Raw genomic sequence first — 26,702 nt, forward strand, 5'->3', positions numbered from 1 at the left:
TATCATGATTAACTCATAATCACTCATAGAGCACCCCTCCCTCCATTAACGAAGAGAGGCCCAACCTCGCCGACTATCTTAGGTCAATTATAATGCGAACATATGAGTTAAGCAATAAGTATCTATAAATACAGATATATGAATTAAAGGAAAATATGGATTTTAAATTAGAACACGCCTGTAGTAATTCCCAATAGGCATATCTCAGGAACGCAATCTCAGAAAATGTGGTATAATAAGTTGTTAAATCGTATACAATCATTTTATACTTACATAATCTACCTACCATTAGTATGTATTAATGTATATATATAGGTACTATTTATATAATACGTATTAAGGTGCGACTCATATAGTACATATAGTATTAGTGTTAGGTAGTATTTCATATTGAGGAGGCCTCATGTTTCAACGTATATGTGCAGTGGCTATGTTTGTAGCAGCGCTGTTTATATCTGTTATACCCAATGCCGATGCTCGGCAAGATATTTATGCTTTCACCTATAATGGTAATAACTGGTATGTGGACCGTGATTCTGTTGATCGCAGTAAACCGGATGGGTTATTGCATTTTACGGTGTATACTATGATTGGTTTGCGCTATGATGTGGCCAGTGGTAGTGAATATTATAATGCCGATGTATATTATTATGATCAAAAATTATCTACCGAAGGTGGTCAATTATTGTATCGAAATCCAGGTATCTTGGCAGCGACTCGTGTGGCACGTCAACAACCAGATGCACCTAAAAAAGCGCCAAAACCAGTGGTGGCACAACAAACGACAGCACCATCTGTAGCGGCTCAAACAGCTATGCAAGCTGTTACACCTCAAACGGCACCTCAACCTATCATCGCTAAGGCTTTGTCGACACCAGTTCAAACACCGATACCTGCTAATGGTCCTGTAAGAGTTAACACACAAGTACCAATTGTATTACCGACAGGTCCAGTGAAAAAGGTAGCGGCTAAAACAGTGATGACACTTCATAAAACGCCGCAACAAACAACTAATGAATCTGATGAAAATGAGACAAATGGTACGCATTATGTTAGTTGGACAAATAAATAATGTAAACGCATAATACAAAGAGCCTGTAACGTTTCCTAACTCGTAGCTCTTACTCTATGTGATTTTTGAACACTGCTATCTAGATATATGTATGCTGAAATTATATTAGCTATATATGTTTAGATGGCAGTGTTTTATTTTATCGTCATTAGTACATCACTAGTTTGATGAGACATTGATGAGGCATTAATGAAACAAATGGTATATAATACAAGTATATAAGTGGTAACCATAGACGTATGACTGGGACGGCATAGGTCTAAATGTATTGATGTATTAATTGATGTATAGTTGAGTTATAGAAGGTAGAGAGAAATGAAACAGTTTGTAAAAAGGCTGTTGTACGGAGTATTAATCGTATCTACGGTATGCACTCTTTCTGGATGCAATCGGGAGGAAACCTCTACAACGGTACATGCTGATCGTGGTCCTGTAGGGTATAAGGCGATTGCGGCTATGAATGCGTCGGCTGCAGAAAAGGCTGAACAAAGTGTGCGTACTATGTCACGAGAGGATAAGATAGGTCAATTATTGTTTGTTGGTCTTCAAGGCACTACATTGGAGGAGCCTCAAAAGGATATCATGCGTAAATATCGGGTAGGCGGTATTTTGCTTGATAATGATAATATGGTATCTAAGGAGCAAGTACGGACTTTCACACAAGGTATACGCGACAATGCGAATGTTTCGAGTTTGATGCCTCCGTTTATCGCTATGAATCGGGAACGTATGCAGTATCGACCTAGCTTAATGCTGCCTTGGATACAGCCTAAGATACTATCTAAGCAAGGCCTTGATGCGGTATCTAGTTTGGCGACGCGTACGGCCATTGAGATGCGTGACTTAGGGTTCAATCTTAATTTGGGTGTGATGGTAAATACCCATTCGTTCTATTCGTATACGGATGATGTTGATCGAGCGGCACGGATTGGTGAAATCATTACCAAACGATATGCTACAAACCATGTGTTTACGGGATATCAATTCTTTCCGGGTGGTGCAGATTATACTGTGCCAGGGCTGACTGTGGATACATCAAAAGCAAGTCTTATGGATGATGATGGGCGCGTGTTTGCTCGCCTTATCGATGCGACCAAAGAGGAACATCCTATGATTATGGTGAATGCTGTGAAAGTCACCTCTGTTGATGCTACTCATCCTGTTAGTGTATCTAAGCCGATACTTACGGATTGGTTGCGGAATGAACTTGGCTTTACTGGTGTAGTTGTTACCGATGATATTGAGGTCGGTGCTACCGTTTCTGGTATGTCTATGGCAGAGTATGCCGTACGCACCATCAATGCAGGTAGTGACATGGTTATCATACGCAATGATGCCAAGCATATTAAAGAGGTTCGTGATGCGTTGCTACAAGCTGTAGCCGATGGAACTATTTCCGAAGATCGCCTTGATGCATCGGTGCGTCGTATTATGCTTATGAAATTCAGCAATGATCAGTAGTATAGGTCTATCAAATACAAGATAAAAACTCTTTTCTTCTTATGAGAAAAGAGTTTTTTTTATGTGTAAAAGATGAAATTATTATAAGTTTATTAAAAACTATGGAATATATTTTATAGTTTATTTAAATTATGATATAATAAACTCCTGAGAATTAGTTTTAAGGGAGGTGAGATCCTATATGAAATGTAGTAACCATGAGGCCGTCATTGACGCCATAATGGAACAGTACAATAAGGACTATATGGAGATGAGTGTTGTCTATGGTCCTTATAGCGTAGGTAAGACACATATTGCTAGAGAGTTACAGTCTCGATTAGAACCGGGGCATACGGTCTATCTACTTGGACGATTAGCAAATGAGTCTATTCATATTCGATCCATTGAGAGAGAATTAAAAAAGCCATCTGGGACATATCAGACCTTGGAAGAGGCTTTGCGCGGTGTTTTTCAAGCGAGTCTTGACAAACGAGTTATGTGTATCATAGATGATTATCCTTCGTTTGTAGACACAGTGCCACAGGCACCTATCATATTACGCGATTTGATGGAAACCTATCTTAACCATGGTAACGTATTTATACTTCTCATGGGAACTCATGTGGATCAATTAAAAGGTCGCATCATTGGAGAGTCGAGTTTGATTGCTGCCTACATCCATAGCTATTTTAAGGTACATCCATTTACACTTGATGATGTGAGAGCATTAGGTTGGGATTATACGGATGAATATCTTGCTAAGCTATACCATGTAACAGGTGGGATGCCTGGTAATCTTGTACAGATAGATCCATCTGCATCGGTAGATGATAATATTGTGCGTTTATTCTTTAAACCACAAGGATTCTTGTGTGTGGAACCGCAACGGTTACTGATGCGTTACATTCGGAATACAGGAGCCGCTAATGCCATTTTATATGCATTGGCACAACTAGATAAGCCGTTTTATACAGAATTATGTCATGCTAGTGAATTGAAAAGCGGCACCTTTGCAACTCGTATGGCCGACCTACTTGATATGGAAATTATTGGACGTATACAAGGGGGAAGTCGTGGACCATTGCGTTACGCAGACTACCATTTTGTTAATACGATGTTCCAATTTTGGTATCAATTTGTATTCCCATATCTTGAGGAAATCAATGCTGGACAGGGTCCATATATTTACGATACAGTTGTAAAACCCCAATTAGCTAACATTGTATAATTCACGTACTTTTCTGTAATAGTATTGTAATACTATACAATTACATAGGAAACAACAAAAATTCCGCTGTAAATCTATGCATTTACGGCGGAATTTCTTGTTTGTCTAAATATTTATTTAGGTGTATATTGCAGGTGAGCCTAGGCAGAAAGGATTGAATATGAATGTAAAACATGTGGTATGTCCCTCAAAGGTTTTGCAATCGGTGACAGACCTAAGTTTAGTACGCGTTTGTCAGGAGCGTCGTGTATCGGTTCTCAGTACAGATCGAGGCATATGGCCTATTGAAGAATTGACAATTGATGCGGCACAAGTTGAATTGTGTCGGCGCTATCGGCCACTCATCGCTAGCTATGCGAGGCGATTGAGTACCGCAACATTGACAGATGATGTAGAATCATTTCTGTGGATTATCTTTATTGAATCGATTTATAGCTTTCACACGTCAGGGAAAGTACCATTTTCAGGATATGTAAAAGCGAACATCCGTTATGGATATCTCAATTTTTACAAACAATCAGTACAACAATGGCGCTACGAATTGACCTTACCTATGTGTACAGGGGATGATGTAGCGGAGCCAGCGATGGACCAATTTCCTGATGATGTAGATATTGAACAAGACCTCATTAGTTCCTCGATAGAAGACGAATTGCGCAATCGTCTATGGTCTGCATTTAAGCAGCTGCCTCGAGAACAACAACAGTTATTGTATGCTTTATATCGGGATGGTAAAAGCTGTGCTGCTATAGGATGTGAGTCACATCAATCGAGACAAGCAGTACAACAACGCCATCAAAAGGCGATTGATCAACTACGGTACTACATGATGGTAGCTGATAACAAACAATTCCATTGGCAAGATATGTAAAATATAAATAGTAATAATCAAAGTTAAAAAAAATAAAATATTTTTTAATTTATATATTTACAGTTTCTAATTATAGGTATACAATTAACTCATAAGTGCTGCTAAAGCACATTTATATAACACGTGTTATTTATACAATTTTACAAGAGGAATTCCTTAGTTTTATTACTCATTAATCTTAAGAAAGGTTATAATGATGCAAAATACAGCGTATCACAAGGTAAGTAATAAAGAATCAATTTCTTGTAATCCAAATGCAATATATGGCGATGTAGATCACCATATATGTTGCTTAATCCCTGTTTACATAGATGGTGGTGATTGCACAGCCTGTTACTATGTAGATGGTCGGCGTGATATCATTCACAAATCCATTAAAACGGTATTGCGAGAGGTAGCACGTCACGAGGGTGTTTTAGCAAACGGCATTCAATCAACGAGACGGTCAAAGCCTATGTATACGGATCCACGAACATTAGGTCCTAACATGACATTTGCTTGTCTTAAAGCACGAAAACCAATTGCGCGCGATGTGGTATATGGTTTATTTAACGTTATTATCCCATTTCAATACCATATTGAGCCAGGGCCAGAACCACATACAACGTATATCATCATAGGAGACTTTGATCCTATACTTGTATTTCATTCCCCTGACCACGTGCAACGCAAACTACGTGATGCTTTGTTAGAGCATTTAGATTATACGAAACGGATGCTTGCTAAATTGAGTACCTGCGGTAACCCTTATGTGGTGGCTGAAATCTATGGCGCATCGAGAACACTAGCGGGAGTATAGCAACACATATTTAGAGAGTCTGGGAGGGACGTAATATGAATTACGCAACAAAATTACGTGTGATAACAATGGTTAGTTTGCTCGGAGTATCTTCTATCGGGTTGGTTCAAGCCGCCGATACACCTATCGTTTCAACGGGTGGTGCAACCTATAATATAGGATTACAGGGATCTACTTTCTCCAATTCGGACAATGTATCCTTAGGTGGTCAAACCGGTGCTACTAATAGTAATCCATATACATATGTTGGAGATCCAAATGCAAAAGGAAATGATATCGCCATTGGACGTTTAGCGTTAAACGGATCAAATGGTGGTGGCAATGTCGCATTAGGCGGAAAAACTTTTGTTGAAGGCAAGGGCGATTACAATTTCCTTGGGACCCTTGCTGCAGGTTATAAAGCCACTCTTTCTGATACCGTTGCTATCGGTTACTTTACTGGTGCCGGTGCTACGGGTAATAAAAATGTGTGGATTGGTAGATCACAAGCTAGTGGTAGCACAGGTAACAATACGGTGTTGATTGGCTCTAACTCTAAAGTGAATGGTGATTTTAACTATGGCATGGGTCATGGCGTTATCTTTCAAGGTAACAAAAACTCTGCCGTGGGTGCATACAATAAAATTGAAGGTAACCAATCGGGCGCCTTTGGCGTAGGTACCTATAATGTGGCCGCCGTTAAGGGTGATAATTCCTATAGCGTAGGTAATAAGAACCAAGTTAGTGCCAATAATACATTCGTAATGGGCAATAATGTGAACACATCGTTAGATAATGCAGTTGTATTAGGTAATAATTCCACTGCTGAAAGTAGTGATGTGGTGAGCACTCCAAGCTATACCTATGCAGGTGGTACCGTTAACTTTGCCGGTACTGCACCAGTATCTACAGTATCAGTAGGCGCCACCGGTCAAGAACGGACCATCACACATGTAGCTGCTGGCCGTGTTAGTGCAGACTCTACGGATGCTATCAATGGTTCTCAATTATATGGTGCGAACCAACAAATCGATAATCTATATAACAAAATTAATAACATTGGAAAAGAGGCTAATAAAGGCGATGCTCGTGCTGCGGCACTAGCTGCATTACATCCAATGCAATTTGATCCAGATAATCGAGTACAAGTGATGGGCGGCATTGGTCACTACAAAGATGCTAATGCCCTCGCTCTCGGTGTTGGTTATTATCCAAAAGAAAACTTGCTCCTCACTGCAGGTGCTACAGTTAACGACCACATCATGGCCAACCTTGGTGTATCCTATAAATTCGGCGAAAACAAAACATTACAAAAAATCTCTCCTGCTTCCTATAATGCTCTCGAACAACGAGTTAATACATTGGAAACTCAAAACAAAAAGTTGCAAGAAACAGTAGATATGCTCGTACAAAAATTAAATAACAAATAATATTGAGATACTTAAATAGCTGTATAGTAGAGACAGATCATTCATAAAAACCTCAGTATATAAGCGGATAGTTAATCCATTGCGATTATCTATCCGTTTTTTAGTACTAATATTGTAACTGGCAACCATAGGGTATACGAAACCGTAAGCGATTTATTCTGTCGTAGTTTTATATATATAGTATTACAAAATGGAAATTAAAATAAGAAATCGTAATATAAAATATCGTTTTTGCAATTTGTTTGAATATAAATAGTTGGTGTGTTACACTTAGCATACTAGGAGGTAAGTACATGAACACTACCAAATATATTCGTTTACTATCTATGACGATAGATAATATAAAGAATGTTGAACATGGATGTATTAATTTCATAAACACCAGAAAAGACTATAAGTCGAGTCTATTAGGTATATATGGTCAAAATGGTTCTGGTAAAACAGCTCTTATAGATGCGATTAGCATTTTAAAATTATTACTTACAGGCCAGAAATTGCCTTCTACAATTTGTGACTATATCAATATATCCTCTGCCTCTCATACGTGTGAATTAAATTTTGAATTACTAATAGAGGATAATCATAAGCATATTTTAGTAGATTATCAGGTGGAATTAGGCATTACCTCATCGACTACTGGTGAAAGCAATATAACGGATGATATCAGAGCTGGAGAACATCGTATTTGTATTACAAAAGAGCGATTACAATATAAGCTTGAAAGTATAGATTCGAATATTAGAAAAAGTGTTTTAATTGACACAGATGTACAGGCCAAACAAATCTTTAAACCTAAATCAAAATTAGATTTACTAGTTGGTCGTGATATTGATGATATTACAGATCTAATTGTAAATAAGAAGCAAGCAAATGCGGAATCTAGATCTTTCATTTTTTCTCCAGAGTTTATGAAACGACTTTATCATCGTAATAAAATGATGGGTACAAATCAAGATTTTGCATTAGTATATTCGATTTTGACAGACTTAGTAAAATACGGAAATCATGATTTATTTGTAGTAACAACGGAACATAGTGGCTTAATTAGTCTCGATGCACTTCCACTAGAAATAAACTATCGGGCTGATACGAGACACATTGTAGGGACGATAGGTTTATCTCTAAATCAACCTAATGTATTTCCTATAGCTGTTGTACAAGATATCAGAGATAGTATAGCTATGATGAATTTGGTATTAACTCAAATTGTCCCTGGATTAACTATAGGTGTGGAAACATTAGGTAAGGAAAAATTGCAGGATAATCAAGATGGAGAGCGATTTGAGTTAGTATCTTATAAATCTAATACGTATATTCCATTAAAATATGAATCTGAAGGAATACGTAAAATTATTTCTGTTTTAGGTTTATTAATATCTGTATATAATAGAAAGTCCATTACAGTTGCCATAGATGAGCTAGATTCCGGTATTTTTGAATACTTACTTGGCGAGATTTTACGAATCATTTCAGAAAAAGGTGAGGGTCAATTAATATTTACATCTCATAACCTAAGACCTTTAGAAACACTTGATAAAGGCTGTATTGCTTTTACCACAACTAATCCTAGCAATCGATATACGCGAATGGTCAATGTAAAGACAAGTAATAATCTCCGTGATTTTTATTATCGAGATATTATGCTGGGGGAACAGAACGAAGAATTATATAAATCGACCAATAATGCTGAAATTTCTTATGCCTTTAGGAAAGCTGGTGCATATAAATGGCACGACGAAAAATAGTACTTGTTATTGTTGAAGGACCTTCTGATGCGGATTCGTTGGAATTATTCTTCTCTAAATTTTTTGATAGCAACACTGTACATATGAAAATTATGTACGGTGATATTACCTCTAAAAAAGGGATAAATCAGTCGAATATTAAGGCTAGATTAGGTAATGAAATTAAGATATATGCTGAAAATAATCATTTTAAAGCTACGGATGTTCAGCAAATTATACATTTAGTTGATATGGATGGGGCTTTTATTAATAACTCTGCTATTATTGAGGATACGACAAAAGATAATTTTGTATATACATTTGAAAATATTATAGTTCCAAATCGAAAAGAGGCTATTGGGCGAAATGAACGTAAGCGTGAGAATTTAAATGTCTTAAGTTCACGGACCTCTGTAATGTGGAATAGCATTCCTTATAAAATATATTATATGTCCTGCAATTTGGATCATGTGTTACATGATAACCCCAATGCTACAGATGAGGAGAAGAAGATTAACTCATTGGCTTTTACCGAAAAGTATTATTATGATATAAATGAATTTATTAAATTTATAAGTGAGTCTGCATTTTCCCAATGCACAGATTATAAAGAATCGTGGGATTATATAAAACAAGATAATCACTCATTAGAACGTAATTCTAATTTAGGATTATGTTTTATATAGGGTGGACTGATGGATAGTATAAAAAGGAGCTGTTTAGTTACAGCTCCTTTTTCGTATTCAAATTATTTTGTAAAGTACCCCAGCATTTCAATGTGTGCTAATACTTCGTGCACATATTCTTCGGTAGGTACTCTGTAGGTATAGCCGTCCTTAGTGGTACGGTTAACCGTTAGATTGGCATCAATGTTGGCGATTAAGTCCGCAAGGGAAATTGGTTTACCTAATTGTTTCATTACGTATAGCAAACCATTATCGACCACATCATCGACTTGGTTGTACATATTGCCAGGGGTGAGGTATTGTTGTCCTCCTTTATCTACGATGGTTTCAATGTACTTGATAAAGCGCTCTGGGATGTAGCTTTCATTTTCAACAAATGGCGTGCGAGGATAGGATGCACCAAAAATGTTGAGGTTATCTGTTACGATGAGTAAGAACAGACGTTGATACAATACGTTAGGATCGATAACATAGCCTGGATAGTGAGTTTCGATGTAATTGATGATATCCTGAACGGTAAATTCTTTGAACGTATCCATCAATACTTTAATGGCGATGAAAATCGTGTTTGTCCATTCTTCAGGAACGCCTTTCACATTTCTAGATGGTGCCATAAAGTACAAGTTATTTAAAATGTCTTGTGTTACCGTTTCGTCATGTTTAATCTTGCCTACATTGGATAGTTTCGTTAATAGGCTCATACGGAATTGTGTGTCATACACGTAATCGTAGAATTGTTCCTTATCGATGTAATTGCCGTTAGATAAGGTGGAAATATTTTTTTCCACGTCTCCTGAAAGCCAAGTGATAAAGGAGCGTTGTAATGATTCGTCACCTACATAGGCACAGCCGTGTTGGCGAGCTCGTTCAATGAAATCGGATACATATACTGGATCATTGTAGGTTTCCAAGTACTCGTGTGCTACGTAATAATCATTAGATTGTAACACCCGATTGATGTTGTTAATTTTGTAATTGGATTGTGTACGAGAACGATCATCGCTGTTCATCGTTTCTGCTACGAGTTTTAATACACTCTTCGTGTAAAGGGTGCGTTCCAATAAATCTTTATCTTCTGCTCGTTTGTCAGCATACAACATGATCTCGCGCAACTGCTCTAATCGTTTCCAACCAGGATACGTATTGTACGATACATAGGCAATACCGCGATTCGATAAATTCTCGCTACAAATATCAAGAATTTTGTCTTTTACCATGTCCGGTACCCAAGACCAGATACCATGAACGATGATGTAATCGAAGGTACCAAAGCTTTTGTCCACGTCCATGATATTTTTTTCTAGTAGCGTCACATTCGTAAGGCCGATGGATTTGATGATCTCGTTACCATGTTGTACCTGTACGCTAGATAGATCGATGCCTGTAAACGTTGCCGTAGGGTAGTACATCGCTTGTGGGATGATATTACCGCCACAGGACGCACCAAGTTCTAACACGCGCGCCTTGTGCACAGGAACCGGATCAAGACCATAAATCTTAGCCTTTGCGTATAAATTGTTGATGTTCGTGCTAGAGAATGGTTTTGAAATATAAAGGAACGTATCGTAGGACGCCTTTAAATCATTTATACTCTTTTCTACATCCCTAGGCATTTCCATTGTGTGTGCCGTCGTATCCGTCACATCTGGTTTGGATACAATATTTTGGTTAGCTGCCGTTTCAGCAGAGGCTGATGCGGCTTTATTTTTTTTGGTTTCTTTTTTCATGATTAACCCCTTTGTCTACACTCCCTCATGTATTACTGTAGATTAGTATATCATACTATATTGCTTTATGGTGAAAGTTTATATTCCTTATATATATAAACCTATATAGAAAATTATATAGACCTAGCGTGAAATATTTATACCATCAATATAATATATGTGCTTACAGCTACATTCATGAATAGTTCATTCATGTATACTAAGGCTAATTTGATAAGTTTTGGTGATGTAAACAACTATTTTTGGTAGTACATAATAGTTTATATACTGTTATTTAATATGGTTTATTATGGATTTACAATATATCGATGGTTTTGAAAGTACATAAATATATTAACTGATAATTTATGAAAATGTGATGATAATTAATATTTGCATAAATAAATAAATCGAAAACATTTAATGTATGTTTACTAAAATTGAAAAAAATAGTACAAAAATGTGTAAAAAATACACCATTTCTTAACAAAAATTAAAAAATAAAACATTTTTCCAATTTTATGAGAAAAAAATGAGAGAAAATGTTTTACAAAACAAAAAATATTTGTTATAGTATGTACATGAAGTAAGATGAATGAAAAGTGAAAGGTATAAAACAGTCTTTCATATAATGATTTTTATTTCTATCGAATAGGGATTAATTAAGGATTATAAGTGTCTTAAAGAAAGAGAAAAAGAAAGGGGTTCATAGAAATATGAATAAGATCTTTAAAGTAGTTTGGAGCAAAACAAAAGAATGCTACGTAGTAGTATCCGAAGTAGCAAAAAACAATGGTGGTAAGAAAAAAGTTCTTGCTAGCGTATTAGCTGGTTTGGCTATGGTTGGTGCTACTGCACAAATGGGTACACCTGTACAAGCGGGCTCTAACACGAATGGTAATAATATTAATGTTTGGTCCAATCAAAGAGTTGATACACCTACACCAGGTGGCCCTGCTGTAACAAATACAAATACACAAAATACTGCAGGTGATAACTCTGTTACTATTGGTCAACAATTAACAACAGGTACAGGAGCTGTAGCTGTTGGTAGATTATCTACTGCAGCAGGCGATCGTGCGGTGGCTATTGGTGAAAATGTTAATGCTAAAAAAGAAGATACAATTTCTGTAGGTAGCTCTAATAATTCTAATACTGGTGGTGGTATCACTATTGGTAAAGGGAATACTGCTGATTCTACTGCAAATGGTGGTAGAGCTGCAGGTAACTCTCAAATTGCTATCGGCCGTGATAATAAAGCATCTCAAGAAGATACATTAGCTTTGGGTCGTGCAAATACAGCATCTGGCTCTGTATCTGTAGCAATCGGTTCTCGTTCCGAAGCAACAAATTCTGGGTCTATTGCAATTGCTGGTAATGGTGATGGTTACAAAACTACATCCACAGGCCAAGGCTCTATTGCAATTGGTATGCAATCTAACTCCACAGGTAAAGCTTCTACTGCAGTAGGTGGTGTTTCACAAGCAACTGCTACAGGCGCTGCTGCCCTTGGATATAGTGCAAATGCTACTGCTGAAAGTGCGACCGCATTAGGTCAAGAATCTGTTGCATCTGTAAAAGATGGTGTTGCTCTTGGTTCTCATTCCAAAGCAACTACTGCAGCAGGTGTGGATGGTTATAATCCTGCTGATAGCCGTACAAATACATATGCTGGTTTATCTGGTAATGCAAAAACATCTACATTAGCAGCTGTTTCTGTAGGCGATGGTTCTAATGCGACTCGTCAAATTACAGGCCTTGCAGCAGGTAAAGAAGATACTGATGCAGTTAACGTGGCTCAATTAAAAAATGTTAACTTAAAATATGCTGGTAATAGTGGTAGTGGCGATGTGTTGTTGAATAATGGTACATTAAACCTTAAAGGTGAAGGTTTAATTTCTACAAAAGCAGATGGTAATGGTGTTACAGTTAAAATTGCAACAGGTAATGATATCACTAATAACAATGGTAAGGCAGTAGCTCCTTCTCCAAATGGTGTTGCTACTACTGATAATGTAGTACAAGCTATTAATAAAGCTGGTTGGAATGCTAATGCATCTGCTAATGGTGGTGCATTAACAGGTTCTGCTACTGCAACTAAAGTAGTTCCTGGTGATACAGTAACTTTCAGTGCAGGTAAAAACCTCACAGTAGCGCAAACATTAGGCACTAACGCTCAACAATACACATATTCTTTGAATAAAGATGTTGATTTGACTAGTGGTGGTTCCTTGACTGTTGGTGGTACAACAGTAACTAATGGTGGTGTAACAATTACTGCTCCTACTGGTGGTACTACAACAAATGTTACATTGACTAATGCTGGTCTTAACAATGGCGGTAATAAGATTACTAATGTTGCAGAAGGTAAAGCTGATAATGATGCAGTTAATGTAAAACAATTAAAAGATGCTAAAACTATATTAAAAGATGGTAAAAATACAACTGTTGTAGGTACAGGTACAGCCGCTGATCCATATAAAGTAAATGTTGAAGGTGCTTTAACTGGTATTACATCTATTTCTAATGCTACAACTGGGCCAAAAATGACATTTGGTGGTAGTTCCATCAATATTACTGGTGGTAACTTATCCTTGGGTGATGGCACTACAAACAATAAAATTGTGAACGTGGCTCCTGGTACAGATGATAATGATGCAGTTAATGTAAAACAGTTGAAAGATACTGAATTACATATCACGCCTGGTACGTATACACCTGATGCTAATAAAAAAGTTAAATTAACATATACAAATGGTAATAATACTGTAGTTAATGGTAAAGAAGCAGTTATTGATTTATCTAGTTTGACAACAGGTGGTACTACTTCTACTGAAAAAGTACAAAAAGCAGCCGATGCTACTAATGATAAAAATATTGCAGAGGTAGGACCAAAATCTGGTGATACATTTGGTGCTGCTAATGCGACTTATGAAGTATCTGTATCTCGTAATGCTGTTAAAGATGCAGCTCGTGAAGCGGTAACAGTAAATAATGGTGGTACAACAACTGGTGGTACGTATACAGCTGATACAAATAATCCTATTTCTGTAACACCAACACCAGATAATACAAACCACAATACAACATATGCTATTACATTTGATGGTAATAAAGCGGCTAAACAAATTCCATTAACTTATAAAGCTAATGGTACTGGTGATAAAACAGTTAAATTAGACAAAGGTTTAGACTTTACTAATGGCACAAATACTACAGCAGAAATCGGTAACGATGGCGTTGTTAAATTCCATTTGAACAAAGACGTTGATTTGACTAATACTGGTTCCTTAACTGTTGGTGGTACTAAAGTTAACAATGGTGGTGTAACAATTACTGCTCCTGCTGGTGGCACAACATCTAACGTTACTTTGACTCAATCTGGCCTTGATAATGGCAGTAATAAAATCATTAATGTTAAAGATGGTGATGTAAACCCTACATCCAAAGATGCTGTAAATGGTAGTCAATTATATACTGTTGATCAAAAATTCAACAATAAAATCAATTTAGGTGCAGATGGTAGCACAGAAACTACTAAATTCACATTAGATAATGCTGGTGGTATCAAATTCAACATCAAAGGTGATGGTTCTGGTGCAAGTAGTGCAAACCAATACATCAGCACAACTGCTAGTGGCTCCGATATCAAAGTAGACTTGACACAAGCTGCTAAAGATAAATTAAATAAAACATATAATGTAACTTCTAGTAATAATTCAGTAGCAATTAATACTACAACAGCTAATGGTGTAACAACATTCGATTTGCAAGTAGCACCAGCTACTGGTACCACTTCTACTTGGGATATTAAATCCTCTGCAGATGCTGCTAATGGTGGTGCAACGGCGGCAGGCCATGAAACAGCCGCTAAAACTATTGCTAATGCAAAAACAGTAGAAATGATCGCTGGTAAAAACTTAACTGTTAAACAAACTAGCGATACTAATGGTGCTAAGGTTGAATTTGCTCTATCCGATGAAATTGCAGTTGGTAAAGATGGTGCTAATGGTGCTAATGGTGTTGATGGTAAAATCGGTGTTAATGGTAAAGACGGTGCATCCGTAGTTATCAATGGTAAAGACGGTTCTATCGGTCTAACAGGTCCTCGAGGCACTGCAGGTGCTCCTGGTGCTAGTGCAACATTGAAAGTAAAAGATGGTGTTCCTGGTGTTGATGGTGCTCCTGGTACTAACTTGACTCGTATCGTTTACACAGATAAAAATAATGTTGAACATGAAGTGGCAACACATGATGATGGCATGAAATTTGCTGGCGATGATGGTCAAGCAAACCAAGCAACTAATGCTAATGTTATTAAAAAACATCTCAATAATGTTGTAGACATTATTGGTGGCGCTACTAAAGCTGATTTAACTACGAATAACATCGGTGTAAACAACGATGGCAATGGTAAATTACTCGTTCAATTGTCTAAAAATCTTAATGGTATTAACACTATTAAAAATGGTGGTACAACGATTACATTGAATAATGCTCCTGGTGGTGCTGCTAATACACCTGCCGTAACAATCTCTGGTGGTAACTTATCCGTTGGTGGTAACAAGGTTACTAATGTGGATGATGGTACTAATGATAGCGATGCAGTTAACTTAAAACAATTGAAAGCAGCTAAAACAGAAGTAAAAGCTGGTGACAATGTAACTGTTAAACTTACAACTGATACAACAGATGGTCATAATATTTATACTGTAAATGCTGTAACACCAGCGGTTTACACTAAAGCTGATGGTACTAAAGTATATAAAATTGTAGATCCTACAAGTGGTGCTGTTACGTGGAATACAAGCCCTGATGGTACTGGTACAGTAGTTAATGCAGGTGATGTGATTACATCTTTCGAAACTCCTGCTAATGGTACAACAAAAGGTTCTACAACTGGCGGTACTATGATCGTTAACAACGTTGGTTCTGCTATTAATGGTAAAACTGGTGCAACATATTTAGATAAATTAGATGCTGCAGTTGGTGATAATAATACAAAACATGCAGCGGTTAACGTAACCGATTTGAAAAATACTGCTGATGCGTTGACTGATAAAGGTTTGAAATTCGACGCTAATGTTGGTGGTGTAAAAACTAATAAATTAGGTTCCGTTGTGAAAGTACAAGGTGCCGGTGCTAGTGCAGATGCTGATTATAGCGGTGCTAATATCAAAACTTTCATCAATCAAACTGGTGATGATACTACAATTGATGTAAAACTCGATAAAAATTTAGCTGGTATTAACTCTATTACAGGCGATACTAATTCTGGTAAATTGGTATTCCAAAATCCAACAGCTACTGGTAACAATGGTGATGCTTTCAAATTCACTGGTGGTAACATCAATGCTGGCAATAACAACATTACTAATCTTAAATCAGGTATTGTAAACAATAATGATACAGATAATAAAAATGGTGCTAACATCGGTGATGTTAAGAAAATTGCTAAAGATACTGATTTACACATCGCACCAACAGCTGGCACTACAAATAATGTAGCTGAATATACAGTTGATGCTAATAATAAAGTTACATTGACATACCAAGATGGTAATGGCGCAGCAGTGGCTGCTCCAAAAGCGGTTATCGATTTATCTGCATTGGCTAATAAAATTACATCTGGTTATACATTTAATGCGAATGCTACTGCAAATGGTGGTACTGTTGCTAATGATACAACTCATCCAGCTGCAGTGACTGCTGTCGCAAATGGTGGCACAATCAACTATGCAGCAGGTAAAAACTTGACTGTAAAACAAGACATTGATGCAACTAATAAAATACATACTTATACGTATAGCCTTGATAAAGACTTAACTAATCTAGATAAAGTTGTTGTTAATGGTAAAGATGGTGTTGCTGGTAAAGATGGTGTAACTATCGTTGGCCCACAAGGCGCAACTGGTGCTACAGGCATACCTGGTACAAATGGTATTGACGGTAAAGTAGGTATTGCTGGTAAAGATGGTAAAGACGCAGTATCCATTTCTGGTAAAGACGGCGTAGGCCACATTGGTTTACAAGGACCTAAAGGTACTCCTGGTACACCAGGTGCTGATGGTGCAAACCTAGATATTTCTACAGATCATGGTACACAAACACTTGTTAAACCAGAAGCTAACAACAATAACCAATCTGAACGTATCGTATACGTACCAAAAGATGCTAATGGTAATCCATTGAAAGATACTGATGGTAACGATATTAAACGTGAAGTTGCTACTATGGATGATGGCTTGAAATTCACTGGTAACAATACTTCTACTGAAAATAAACATAAACTTGGTTCTTTAGTAAAAGTACAAGGTGAAGGTGTAACTGCTGCTGATGAAGCTGCGTTCCAATCTGCAACTGGTAATATCGCAGTTACTGCTAATGGTACTGATACATTAACAATCCGTTTGAATAAAAACCTTAAAGGTTTAAATAGTATCCAACTTGGTGATAATACTATTAAGAGCAATGGCGATAACATTGAATTCACTACAAAAGGTGGTACTACAAAAACTGTAGCTACTACAGATCAATTGTGGACTATCCAAGCTAATGGTACAGATGTTCCTGCTACGAATGGCAAAGTTAATGTTGTTGGTACAGATGGCATTACTGTAGCTAAAAATGCAGCTGGTAACCTTGAAATCAGCGGTGCTGGTCTTGGCACAATGAATAGTTTTGATGTAACTGCTAACAATGGTGCTACAAGTAAAACTATTGATAATGGTAAAAAAGTAGACTTCAATGCTACTAGCAACTTAACTGTTAAACAAACAAGTGATGCTAATGGTACTCATATTGAATATGCATTGAACAAAGATGTTGATCTTGGTAATACTGGTTCCTTAAAAATTGGTGATACTACTATTAATAATGGTGGTTTGACAATTGCTAATGGTCCTTCCGTTACTAGTACTGGTGTAGATGCAGGTAGCAAGAAAATTACTAACGTAGCTGATGGTGCTGTAAATGCAACATCTAAAGATGCAGTGAATGGTTCTCAATTGAAGAAATACACTGATGCAGCGAAAACAACAGTAGAAGCTGGCGATACTAACGTTAAGGTTGAAACTGATAATTCAGCAGCAGATGGTCATACGAACTACAAAGTATCTTTGGAACCTGTTGTAACTATTGGTGATACTCATAAAGTTAAAATCGACGGTCATACTGGCGATATCACTGGTTTAACAAATGTAACTCTTAATGATCCTACATTTGCAACAAAAGGTCGTGCAGCAACTGAAGAACAATTGGATAAAGTTCTTACTGAGGCTAAGAAAAAAGCTGTTGAAAAAGTACAAGCTGGTACTGCAGCCGCTGGTGATACAAATATTGCTACTGTAGCTCCAAAAGCTGGCGATACATTCGGCGCAGCAGGTGCAACATATGAAGTGTCCGTATCTAAAAATGCTGTTAAAGATGCCGCTAAAGAAGCTGTTAAAGTAACATCCGTGAGCCCTGCTATTACAGTAACTCCAGATACATCTGTAGCTCATGAAACAACTTATAAAGTTGGTTTCGATGGTAATCAAGCTGCAACTCAAATTCCTTTAACATACAAACAAAACGGTGGTAGTGCTCGTACAGTTAAATTATCTGATGGCTTGAACTTCATTGACGGAACAAATACAAAAGCTCGTACAGCTGCTGATGGTAAAGTTACATTTGATGTAATGGGTGATCTAACAGGTATTACATCCATCTCTAATGCTGCTGGTGGTCCTAAAATGACATTTGGTGGTAGCTCCATTAATGTAACAGGTGGTAACCTTGATATGGGTGGTAACAAAATTACAAATGTTAAAAAAGGTACTGCTCCAACTGATGCTGCTAATGTAGGTCAATTGACTAAGGTTATATCTAGTAATCGGAGTATAAGCATTAAACCTGTATATACAGATGCTGATGGTGCTCCAGTTTACGATTTGGCAGTATCAGGTACTCCAGGTGCTCCTGCAGCTGACCCTCGTGTAGATATGCTTGGCGAAGAAATCGGCCGTGTAGGTGCTCAAGGCGCAGCTCTCTCCGCTTTGAAACCTATCCAATACGATCCATTGGAACCAACTCAAATCATGGCTGGTTATGGTAACTACCGTGGTACTTCTGCAATCGCTATGGGCGTTGCACACTACAAAAATGAATCTACATTGATTCATGGTGGCATCTCCTGGGCTGGTGGTTCTAGCCACATGATGGCGAATGCTGGTGTAACTTGGAAAGTTGGTAACCGTGATAGCGAAGCTGCTGTAGCAGATCGTTACCGCAAAGGCCCTATCAGTTCCGCGTATGCAATGCAACAAGAAATGGCAGCTATGAAAGCTCAAAATGCCGGATTAAAAGGCGAAGTATCTGACTTGAAAGCAGAAAATGAACAAATGAAAGCTCAAATTGCTGCGATGATGGCAAAATTAGGTTTATAATTTGATAGCTAATACTTTCACAGATAGTGGGAAGAGGGAACTCGGTTCCGAGAACCCTCTCGTCCCTTTTGATTCGACTAAGAAAAGAGGAATAGATATGAAAAAATCTACAATGCTTGCTTTCACAGCAGCAGTATTAATGAGCGCTGCATCCCTTACTGGTCACGCAGCTAGCACACCTACATATGATGATGTATTAATTGTTAAAAACCCTGTAATGACGCCACAACTTGGTTCTGTTGTACTCGTTCCAGTAGCGAGCCCACAAACTGTGGCAGCTGTTCATGATTATGTGAAAGCTTGGCAAAATGCGGAAATCAATATTGCAAAAGCTAAGGTGAAATACGATGATCATAAACAATTGACGAAGTCTGAAAAGATTTGGTTGCATTCTTATGATAAACATAATTATGCTGACTATTTCCGCACACATTCTATCGGTCGTGTACATGGTCAAGAAGTGTTCATGAATTGGAACGGTGAAAACCGCAACAAAAATGAATACGAATATTTTGATATGCCAAAATATAACGAACAAGATGGCTTTACTAATAGCTATGGCTACAATGTACTTCGTGACATGGTAGATCAAATTAATGTGGTTATCCAACAGCAAAAGAAAATCGGCGGTCCTATGACTGACGAAGAAGCACAAGCTTTGGAAGATTCTATTTTGGATATCATGGCTCATGATCAAGAACATGTAAATAATGATGAACTTCGTCATTACATGAATGAAACAATTTGGTACGCCGCAAAACAAACGGTGAAAAACAAAGCAAGTGAAGAACCTACTGCTAATGATGATCATGAAGTAGATCTTCGTGCAGCTATGGCGAAAGTGCCTGTAGATCAACCTCAATCCCGTAAAGTTAATTTACGCGATGCTATTGGCAAATAATCTGGCTGATAATGAATGATACATTCAGATGGCTCTTATAGAGACTCTCTAATCCCGACCCCTTTCTATCTATAGGGGCCATAATAAAGACGCTCACACTAGGTGAACAGATTTCAGAATTGCATGCAATTTTGAAAGTACTGCTCCTTATGTGTGGGCGTTTTTTTGTGCATAGAATACGAATTGATTCTAGATCGATGTTAGTATGTGTACTGTAATAAAGACATATATTAATAGATATATATTAATAAATAATAAAATACATGAATAACTTGTTTAATTTAATGAATTGATAAAATGTCTATAAATCCTTATATTTACTGTATTATCTGTAAATACAAGTTTATGAAATTTATATATAAAAGGTGTTGGATAATAGCTGTGATTTTGCTCTATTTTACATTATTTAACATAAATATAAACTAAAAAGAACTGTTGAGTATATGAAAATTGTATGAAGAAAATGGCATAAATTATGATATAAACATAGTAATAGCTTGATTTTATACGTGTGAGAATATTTTTACACATACCTATAAATTTTCGTTTATTTTCACCTAAAATATAAAATTTCATTAAAAAAATAGGTGAAAAAGTATTTACAATTAATTAATAAATTGATATTATTTAAATATCCTATATGAAGTGTGTGTGAATGAGAGAAAAAACACTCTTCATGAAGTGAACTAAGTGTAAAAGTTACATTTTCTATGTACTTATGAGAAAGGGGTTCAAAGGTTTTATGAATAAGGTCTTTAAAGTCGTTTGGAGCAAATCTAAAGAGTGCTACGTTGTAGTACCTGAAATTGCGAAAAATAATAGCGGCAAAAAGAAAGTCCTAGCTAGCGTATTGGCTGGTTTAGCTGTCGCTGGTGCTATGGGCGGCATTGCGCCTCAACAAGCAATGGCTGGTATGGACACTGGTAATAGCCATGTAAATGTTTGGGCAGATACCCAACCAGGATTTAATGGTCGTAATTATAATGTAGGTCAAAACTCTATTGTTGTAGGTTACCAAAATACAACTGACAATGTAGCTGGTAATGATGGTAAAGTAGCGATTGGTGCTAAAAATACATCAACAAATAACGCAACTACTGCAGTAGGTAATAGAAATACGGCTACAGGTGGTGCTGCTACAGCTGTTGGTGCTGGTAATAATGCTTCTGGCGATGCTTCTTTGGCTGTAGGTAATGTAAGTAATGCAAATGCAAGAAGTGCTGTTGCTGTTGGTTCCTATAACAATGTTAATTACACACAAGGCACTTGGCAAACAACACCTAAACAAGCTGGTGAGTACTCTACAGTAATTGGTAACTACTCCAGTGCTACTGGTACTAGTGCTTCTGCAATGGGTGTATATACAAATGCTGCTGGTCCTGGTTCCGTTGCTGCTGGTTATAGCGACAATGCATTGGGGCAAAACTCTGTTGCCATTGGTTCTGAAAATACATCCCATGTAGCAGATACTATTACATTAGGTCAACAAAATAATGCTAAAACAATGGGTGGTATCTCCATTGGTAAAAACAACTTGACTGACTCTGCAGCTGGTAATCGTGGTGATGCACGTAGAAATAGAGAGAATTCCCAAATTGCCATCGGTCGTGACAACCAAGCAACAGAATTAGATACGATTGCTATTGGTCGTGAAACAACTGCATCTGGCTCTGGTGCTACTGTAATCGGTGCTCGTGCTGAAGCTTCCGGCAATAATGCTATTGCTATTGGTCAAAGTGGCGAGGGATCCCCTAAAGTAATTGCATCTGGTGTAAATGCTATTGCTATTGGCATGCAATCCCAAGCATCTGGTGAATCTGCTATCGCTGAAGGTCCTGGATCTCGTGCAGGCGGTAAATATGGTGTTGCATTAGGTCGTACAACTGAAGCAAATGCAGAGGCTGCTACTGCTTTGGGTAATGCAGCGCAAGCTAATATTGCTAATAGTGTAGCTCTTGGTTCTTCTTCTGTTGCAACAACAGATAAGGGTGTTCTAGGATATAACCCTTCTGATTTACATACTCGTAAATATACAAATTTACAAGGTAATGTACAAACCGCAACAACTGCTGCCGTATCCATCGGTAATGGCGAAACATTGACTCGTCAATTGACTGGTCTTGCTGCTGGTACTGCTGACACTGATGCTGTTAACGTAGCTCAATTGAAAAATGTTGGCGTTGCATTGACTGGTAATACTGGTTCCAGCGATTTCTTGACTGATGGCGGTAAATTAAACGTTCGTGGTGAAGGTCGTGTATCCGCAGCTGTTGCTGATGATGGTGCTAAGGATTCCAAATTAACTTTGAAATTCGATGACACTGGCATGGTGAAAGCCGGTAAAAACGTTACTGTTGATGAGAAAACTGTAAATGGTCGTACTACTTACACAATCAACGCTGCAGACGCTGCTGATAAATACGATTTCTTAACAAATGCAAAAGCTAACGGTGGTAAATTAGATGGCTCTGCAACACCTACAAAGGTTCAAAGCGGTCAAACTGTTAACTATGCAGCTGGCAAGAACTTAACGGTTAAACAAGATATTGACCAATCTCTTGGTGAACAAACATATACATATTCCTTAAATAGCGATCTTGGTGGTATTACATCCATTACTAACAAGACCGGTGGCCCTACTTTAAACTTTGGTGATCATAACATTAGTGTTACTGGTGGTAACTTAGACCTTGGTGACAATAACATTACTAACTTAAAATCTGGTGGCGATACAATCAACAACGCTGCTAACATTGGCGATGTTATTCGTATTTCCAAGGGTAATGATTTGCATGTAGCACCTACAGCCGGTACTAACAATAATGTAGCTGAATATACTGTAGATGCTAACAAAAAAGTAACATTAACATATCAAGATGGTAATGGTACAAATGTAACTGGTCCTAAAGCTGTTATCGACTTGAGCGGTTTGAAAACTGGCGATATGAGCTCCTTCAACGTAAAATCTACGGCTACAGAAGGTAAAGTGGCACAAGGTTCTGCTGGTGTTCAAGAAATCCGTGACGGCAAAACTGTAGAAATGCAAGCCGGCAAAAACATGACCATTAAACAAACTAATAACAATGGTAATGCGGCTGTTGAATTCTCCTTGAATAAAAATGTGGACCTCACTCCAGATGGTTCTATTAAAATTGGTGATACTAACATCACTGACAATGGGGTGACTATTAATGGTGGTCCTTCCATTACTAAAACTGGCATCAATGCTGGCGATTTGAACATTACTAATGTGAAAGCTGGCGTAAACGACAATGATGCAGTTAATGTTAGCCAATTGAAACAAGTTCGTGCTGACGAACGTCACATCAAACCTGGTGAATATGCTGTTGATGCCAACGGCAAAGTAACAATGACATACCTTGATGGTAATAACAAAGACGTTCCTAACGAAACAGCTGTTATCACAGGTATTGCTAAACAAGATCTTTCCAATATCAACAATGGTGGTAAGACTGTTATTAAAAATCTTGCTAAAGAATCCATTGATATGGAAAACGGTAAGAACACAACTGCTTCTCACCGCGATGTAAATGGCGTTAAAACTTTCAAAGTAGATGTTGAAGGTGATTTACAAGATATTACATCCATTACGAATAAAGCTGGCGATGGCAAAGTTGTATTCGGTGGCAACCAAACTGTTAACGTAGCAGGTGATCACAACATTAATTTGAATGCTAATGTTGGTGACATCACTGGTTTAACAAATGTAACTTTGAATGCACCTGACTTTGCAACTAAAGGTCGTGCTGCTACTGAAGAACAATTGAAAATCGTAAATAACGGTTTCAATAATACAGTTGGTTTGACTGGTAACACCGGTGCTACTGATCTTCAAAAATTGAATCAAGCTGGTGGCTTAAGCTTTGGCGTAGTTGGTGCTAATAATGGCCAATACATCAAAACAACAGCAGCTGGTAAAAATGTAGCAGTTGATTTGTCCGATGCAGCAAAAGCTAAATTGAACAATACTGTAGAGGTTCGTGGTAAAAATGCTGCGAAGGTTACGTCTGTAACAGAAAATACAAATGATGGTGGCGTTAAAACAATCTACACAGTAGACGTTGATAATGTAACACCTACAGCTGCTTCTACTGAAAAGGTAAAAGCGAAAGCTAATTCTAGTAGTTCTACAGATACAAACATTGCTAAGGTTACACCTCAAGCAGGTGACCAATACGGCGATGCTGGCGCAACTTACGAAGTAAACGTATCCCGTAACGACGTAAAAGACGCAGCTCGTGAAGCAATCACTGTCAATACTACTAATACCACTAACAACCCTATCACTGTAACTCCTGTACAAAATGATCCAAATCATAATACTACATACACAGTGACATTCGATGGTAACAAAGCAGCTACTCAAATTCCTTTAACATACAAAGCGAATGGCCAGAATGCTCAAACAGTTACATTGGATAAAGGTTTGAACTTTACAAATGGCAGAAATACAACTGCTTCCGTTGATGCTGAAGGCGTTGTTAAATACGATGTTAATAAAGATTTAGTAAACATCAATTCCATTTCCAATACTACAAATGGTCCAAAAATGGAATTCGGTCCTAACTCCATTAACATCACAAATGGTCCTATCAACATGGGTGACCAAAACATTACTAACCTTAAATCTGGTGGTGATGTTATCAATAACGCAGCTAACATCGGCGACGTAAAACGTATTTCTAAAGAAAACGATTTACACATTGCACCTACAACATCTAATCGTCAAGGTGAAACAACTACATCTTACGCTTACGATGCAGTAAGTAAATCTGTTACATTGAAATATAACGATGGTAATGGTGCCACTCAATCTGGTACAGTAGCAAAAATCGACTTGTCCGGTTTGGCTGATCAAATCAAAGACGGTTACTCTTTCTCTACTGATGCTAAAGGTAATGTAGTTGGTAACCATGCTGTTACACCTGTAGCAAACGGTAAAACTGTTTCTTATGCAGCAGGTAAAAACTTAACTGTTGCTCAAAATATTGATAATGCAACTGGTGAACATACTTACACATATGCATTGTCCAATGATGTTGATTTAACACCAAATGGTTCCTTGAAAATTGGTGACACGATTCTCAACAATGGTGGCTTAACAATTACAGGTGGTCCATCTATTACTAAAACTGGTATCAACGCTAATAATACAAACATTATTAATGTAAAAGCTGGCGTAAACGATACTGATGCAGTTAACGTAAAACAATTGAAAGATGCTCGCACAGTAGTAACTTCTAACGATAATTCTGTAAAAATTAATAAAACAGAAAATGGTAATCAAGTTACTTATGACTTGCATGTAGCTCCTGGTGCTGCACAATCCGTATGGAATGTGAAATCTACAGGTAATACAACTGCTGACTCTGAAACAACTGCAAAAACTATCTCTGATGGTAAAACAGTTGAAATGGCAGCCGGTAAAAACTTGACTGTTAAACAAACTAGCAACAATGACGGTGCTAAAGTTGAATTCGACTTGGCTAACAATATCAAGATTGGTAATGATGGCAAAGACGGTAAAGATGGCATTGATGGTACAATCGGCGTAAATGGTAAAGATGGTTCTTCCGTTGTAATCAACGGTAAAGACGGCTCCATTGGCCTTAATGGTAAAGACGGTAAAGATGGTCTTACTATGAAAGGCGAAAAAGGTGCTGATGGTATCACTCGTATTGTTTACAACGATAACAACAACAATAAACACGAAGTGGCTACATTGGATGATGGTTTACGTTTCGATGCTAACTCCGGTGGAGAAAAGAAAAATAAACTTGGTTCCAAAGTCACTGTAAAAGGTACTGGCGCTAAAGCTGATTCCGAATATGATTCCTCTAACATCAAAACTAGCATTACGCAAGGTGCTGATGGTAACAGCGAAATCAACATCGGTTTGGCTAAAGATTTGAACAACATCAATACAATTAAGAATGGTGGCAATGCTACTTTCACAATTGGTGGCGACAACTTCGCATTCAATGGCGGTAATGTAAGTCTTGGTGGTAACAACATCACTAACCTTAAATCTGGCGTTATTAACAACAATGATACAGATAATACAAATGCTGCTAACATTGGCGACGTTAAAAACATTTCCAAAGCTAACGATATTCACATTAAAGATAAAACATACACTGTAGATCCTGATAAAACAGTTACATTGGAATATGTTGACGGCAACGATAAGAAAATCGATAAAACAGCTAAGATTGATTTAAGCAACTTGCCTACAGGTGGTAATACAATTACTTACAAAGCGAATAATCAAAATGCTCAAACAGTTAACTTGAATAAAGGTTTGAACTTCACAAATGGTTCCAACACAACCGCTTCTGTAGATGCTGATGGCGTAGTTAAATACGATCTTAACAATACTGTAAACTTAACTCCATCCGGTTCCTTAACAATTGGTGATA

At 37.5% G+C, this 26,702-nt stretch carries 12 protein-coding genes; 11 read left to right on the top strand and 1 reads right to left on the bottom strand.

Annotated elements, in window-relative coordinates; translation table 11 throughout:
- Positions 1–403: 403 nt before the first annotated feature.
- The 8 genes from Q0E20_RS03015 (at position 404) to Q0E20_RS03050 (ending at position 9,229) form a co-directional block, all read left to right on the top strand.
- Entirely contained in the window at positions 404–1,072 is a 669-nt protein-coding gene (locus tag Q0E20_RS03015) for a hypothetical protein (protein ID WP_295996092.1), read from the top strand.
- 315 nt (positions 1,073–1,387) lie between these two features.
- Positions 1,388–2,533, top strand: a complete 1,146-nt coding sequence (locus tag Q0E20_RS03020; RefSeq protein ID WP_295996095.1) for a glycoside hydrolase family 3 N-terminal domain-containing protein — start codon at positions 1,388–1,390, stop codon at positions 2,531–2,533.
- Between the two features lie 181 nt (positions 2,534–2,714).
- A complete protein-coding gene (locus Q0E20_RS03025; RefSeq protein ID WP_295996099.1) occupies positions 2,715–3,740 on the top strand; it encodes an ATP-binding protein in 1,026 nt (341 codons plus the stop codon).
- A gap of 160 nt (positions 3,741–3,900) precedes the next feature.
- Complete coding sequence (locus Q0E20_RS03030) at positions 3,901–4,611, top strand: sigma-70 family RNA polymerase sigma factor (protein ID WP_295996105.1); 711 nt, start codon at positions 3,901–3,903, stop codon at positions 4,609–4,611.
- Positions 4,612–4,804: 193 nt separating this feature from the next.
- Positions 4,805–5,410, top strand: a complete 606-nt coding sequence (locus Q0E20_RS03035; RefSeq protein WP_295996108.1) for a hypothetical protein — start codon at positions 4,805–4,807, stop codon at positions 5,408–5,410.
- A 35-nt stretch (positions 5,411–5,445) separates the two neighbouring features.
- Entirely contained in the window at positions 5,446–6,819 is a 1,374-nt protein-coding gene (locus Q0E20_RS03040) for a YadA-like family protein (protein ID WP_295996111.1), read from the top strand.
- A gap of 293 nt (positions 6,820–7,112) precedes the next feature.
- Positions 7,113–8,564 (top strand): AAA family ATPase, encoded by a 1,452-nt coding sequence (locus Q0E20_RS03045; protein ID WP_295996114.1) that lies wholly within the window; start codon positions 7,113–7,115, stop codon positions 8,562–8,564.
- A complete protein-coding gene (locus tag Q0E20_RS03050; RefSeq protein WP_295996116.1) occupies positions 8,546–9,229 on the top strand; it encodes a hypothetical protein in 684 nt (227 codons plus the stop codon). Before Q0E20_RS03045 ends, Q0E20_RS03050 begins: the two co-directional genes overlap by 19 nt.
- Positions 9,230–9,291: 62 nt before the next feature.
- Here the strand turns inward: Q0E20_RS03050 and Q0E20_RS03055 are convergent, their stop codons facing one another.
- Entirely contained in the window at positions 9,292–10,956 is a 1,665-nt protein-coding gene (locus Q0E20_RS03055; RefSeq protein ID WP_295996119.1) for a methyltransferase regulatory domain-containing protein, read from the bottom strand.
- Between the two features lie 695 nt (positions 10,957–11,651).
- Here Q0E20_RS03055 and Q0E20_RS03060 point away from each other — a divergent pair.
- The 3 genes from Q0E20_RS03060 to Q0E20_RS03070 form a co-directional block, all read left to right on the top strand.
- Entirely contained in the window at positions 11,652–19,361 is a 7,710-nt protein-coding gene (locus Q0E20_RS03060) for an ESPR-type extended signal peptide-containing protein (RefSeq protein ID WP_295996122.1), read from the top strand.
- A 97-nt stretch (positions 19,362–19,458) separates the two neighbouring features.
- Positions 19,459–20,262, top strand: a complete 804-nt coding sequence (locus Q0E20_RS03065; RefSeq protein ID WP_295996125.1) for a hypothetical protein — start codon at positions 19,459–19,461, stop codon at positions 20,260–20,262.
- 742 nt (positions 20,263–21,004) lie between these two features.
- A partial coding sequence (locus Q0E20_RS03070) for an ESPR-type extended signal peptide-containing protein (protein ID WP_295996128.1) occupies positions 21,005–26,702 on the top strand: 5,698 nt, incomplete at its 3' end.

Source organism: uncultured Veillonella sp. (genome assembly GCF_934230905.1).
GTDB lineage: Bacteria > Bacillota > Negativicutes > Veillonellales > Veillonellaceae > Veillonella.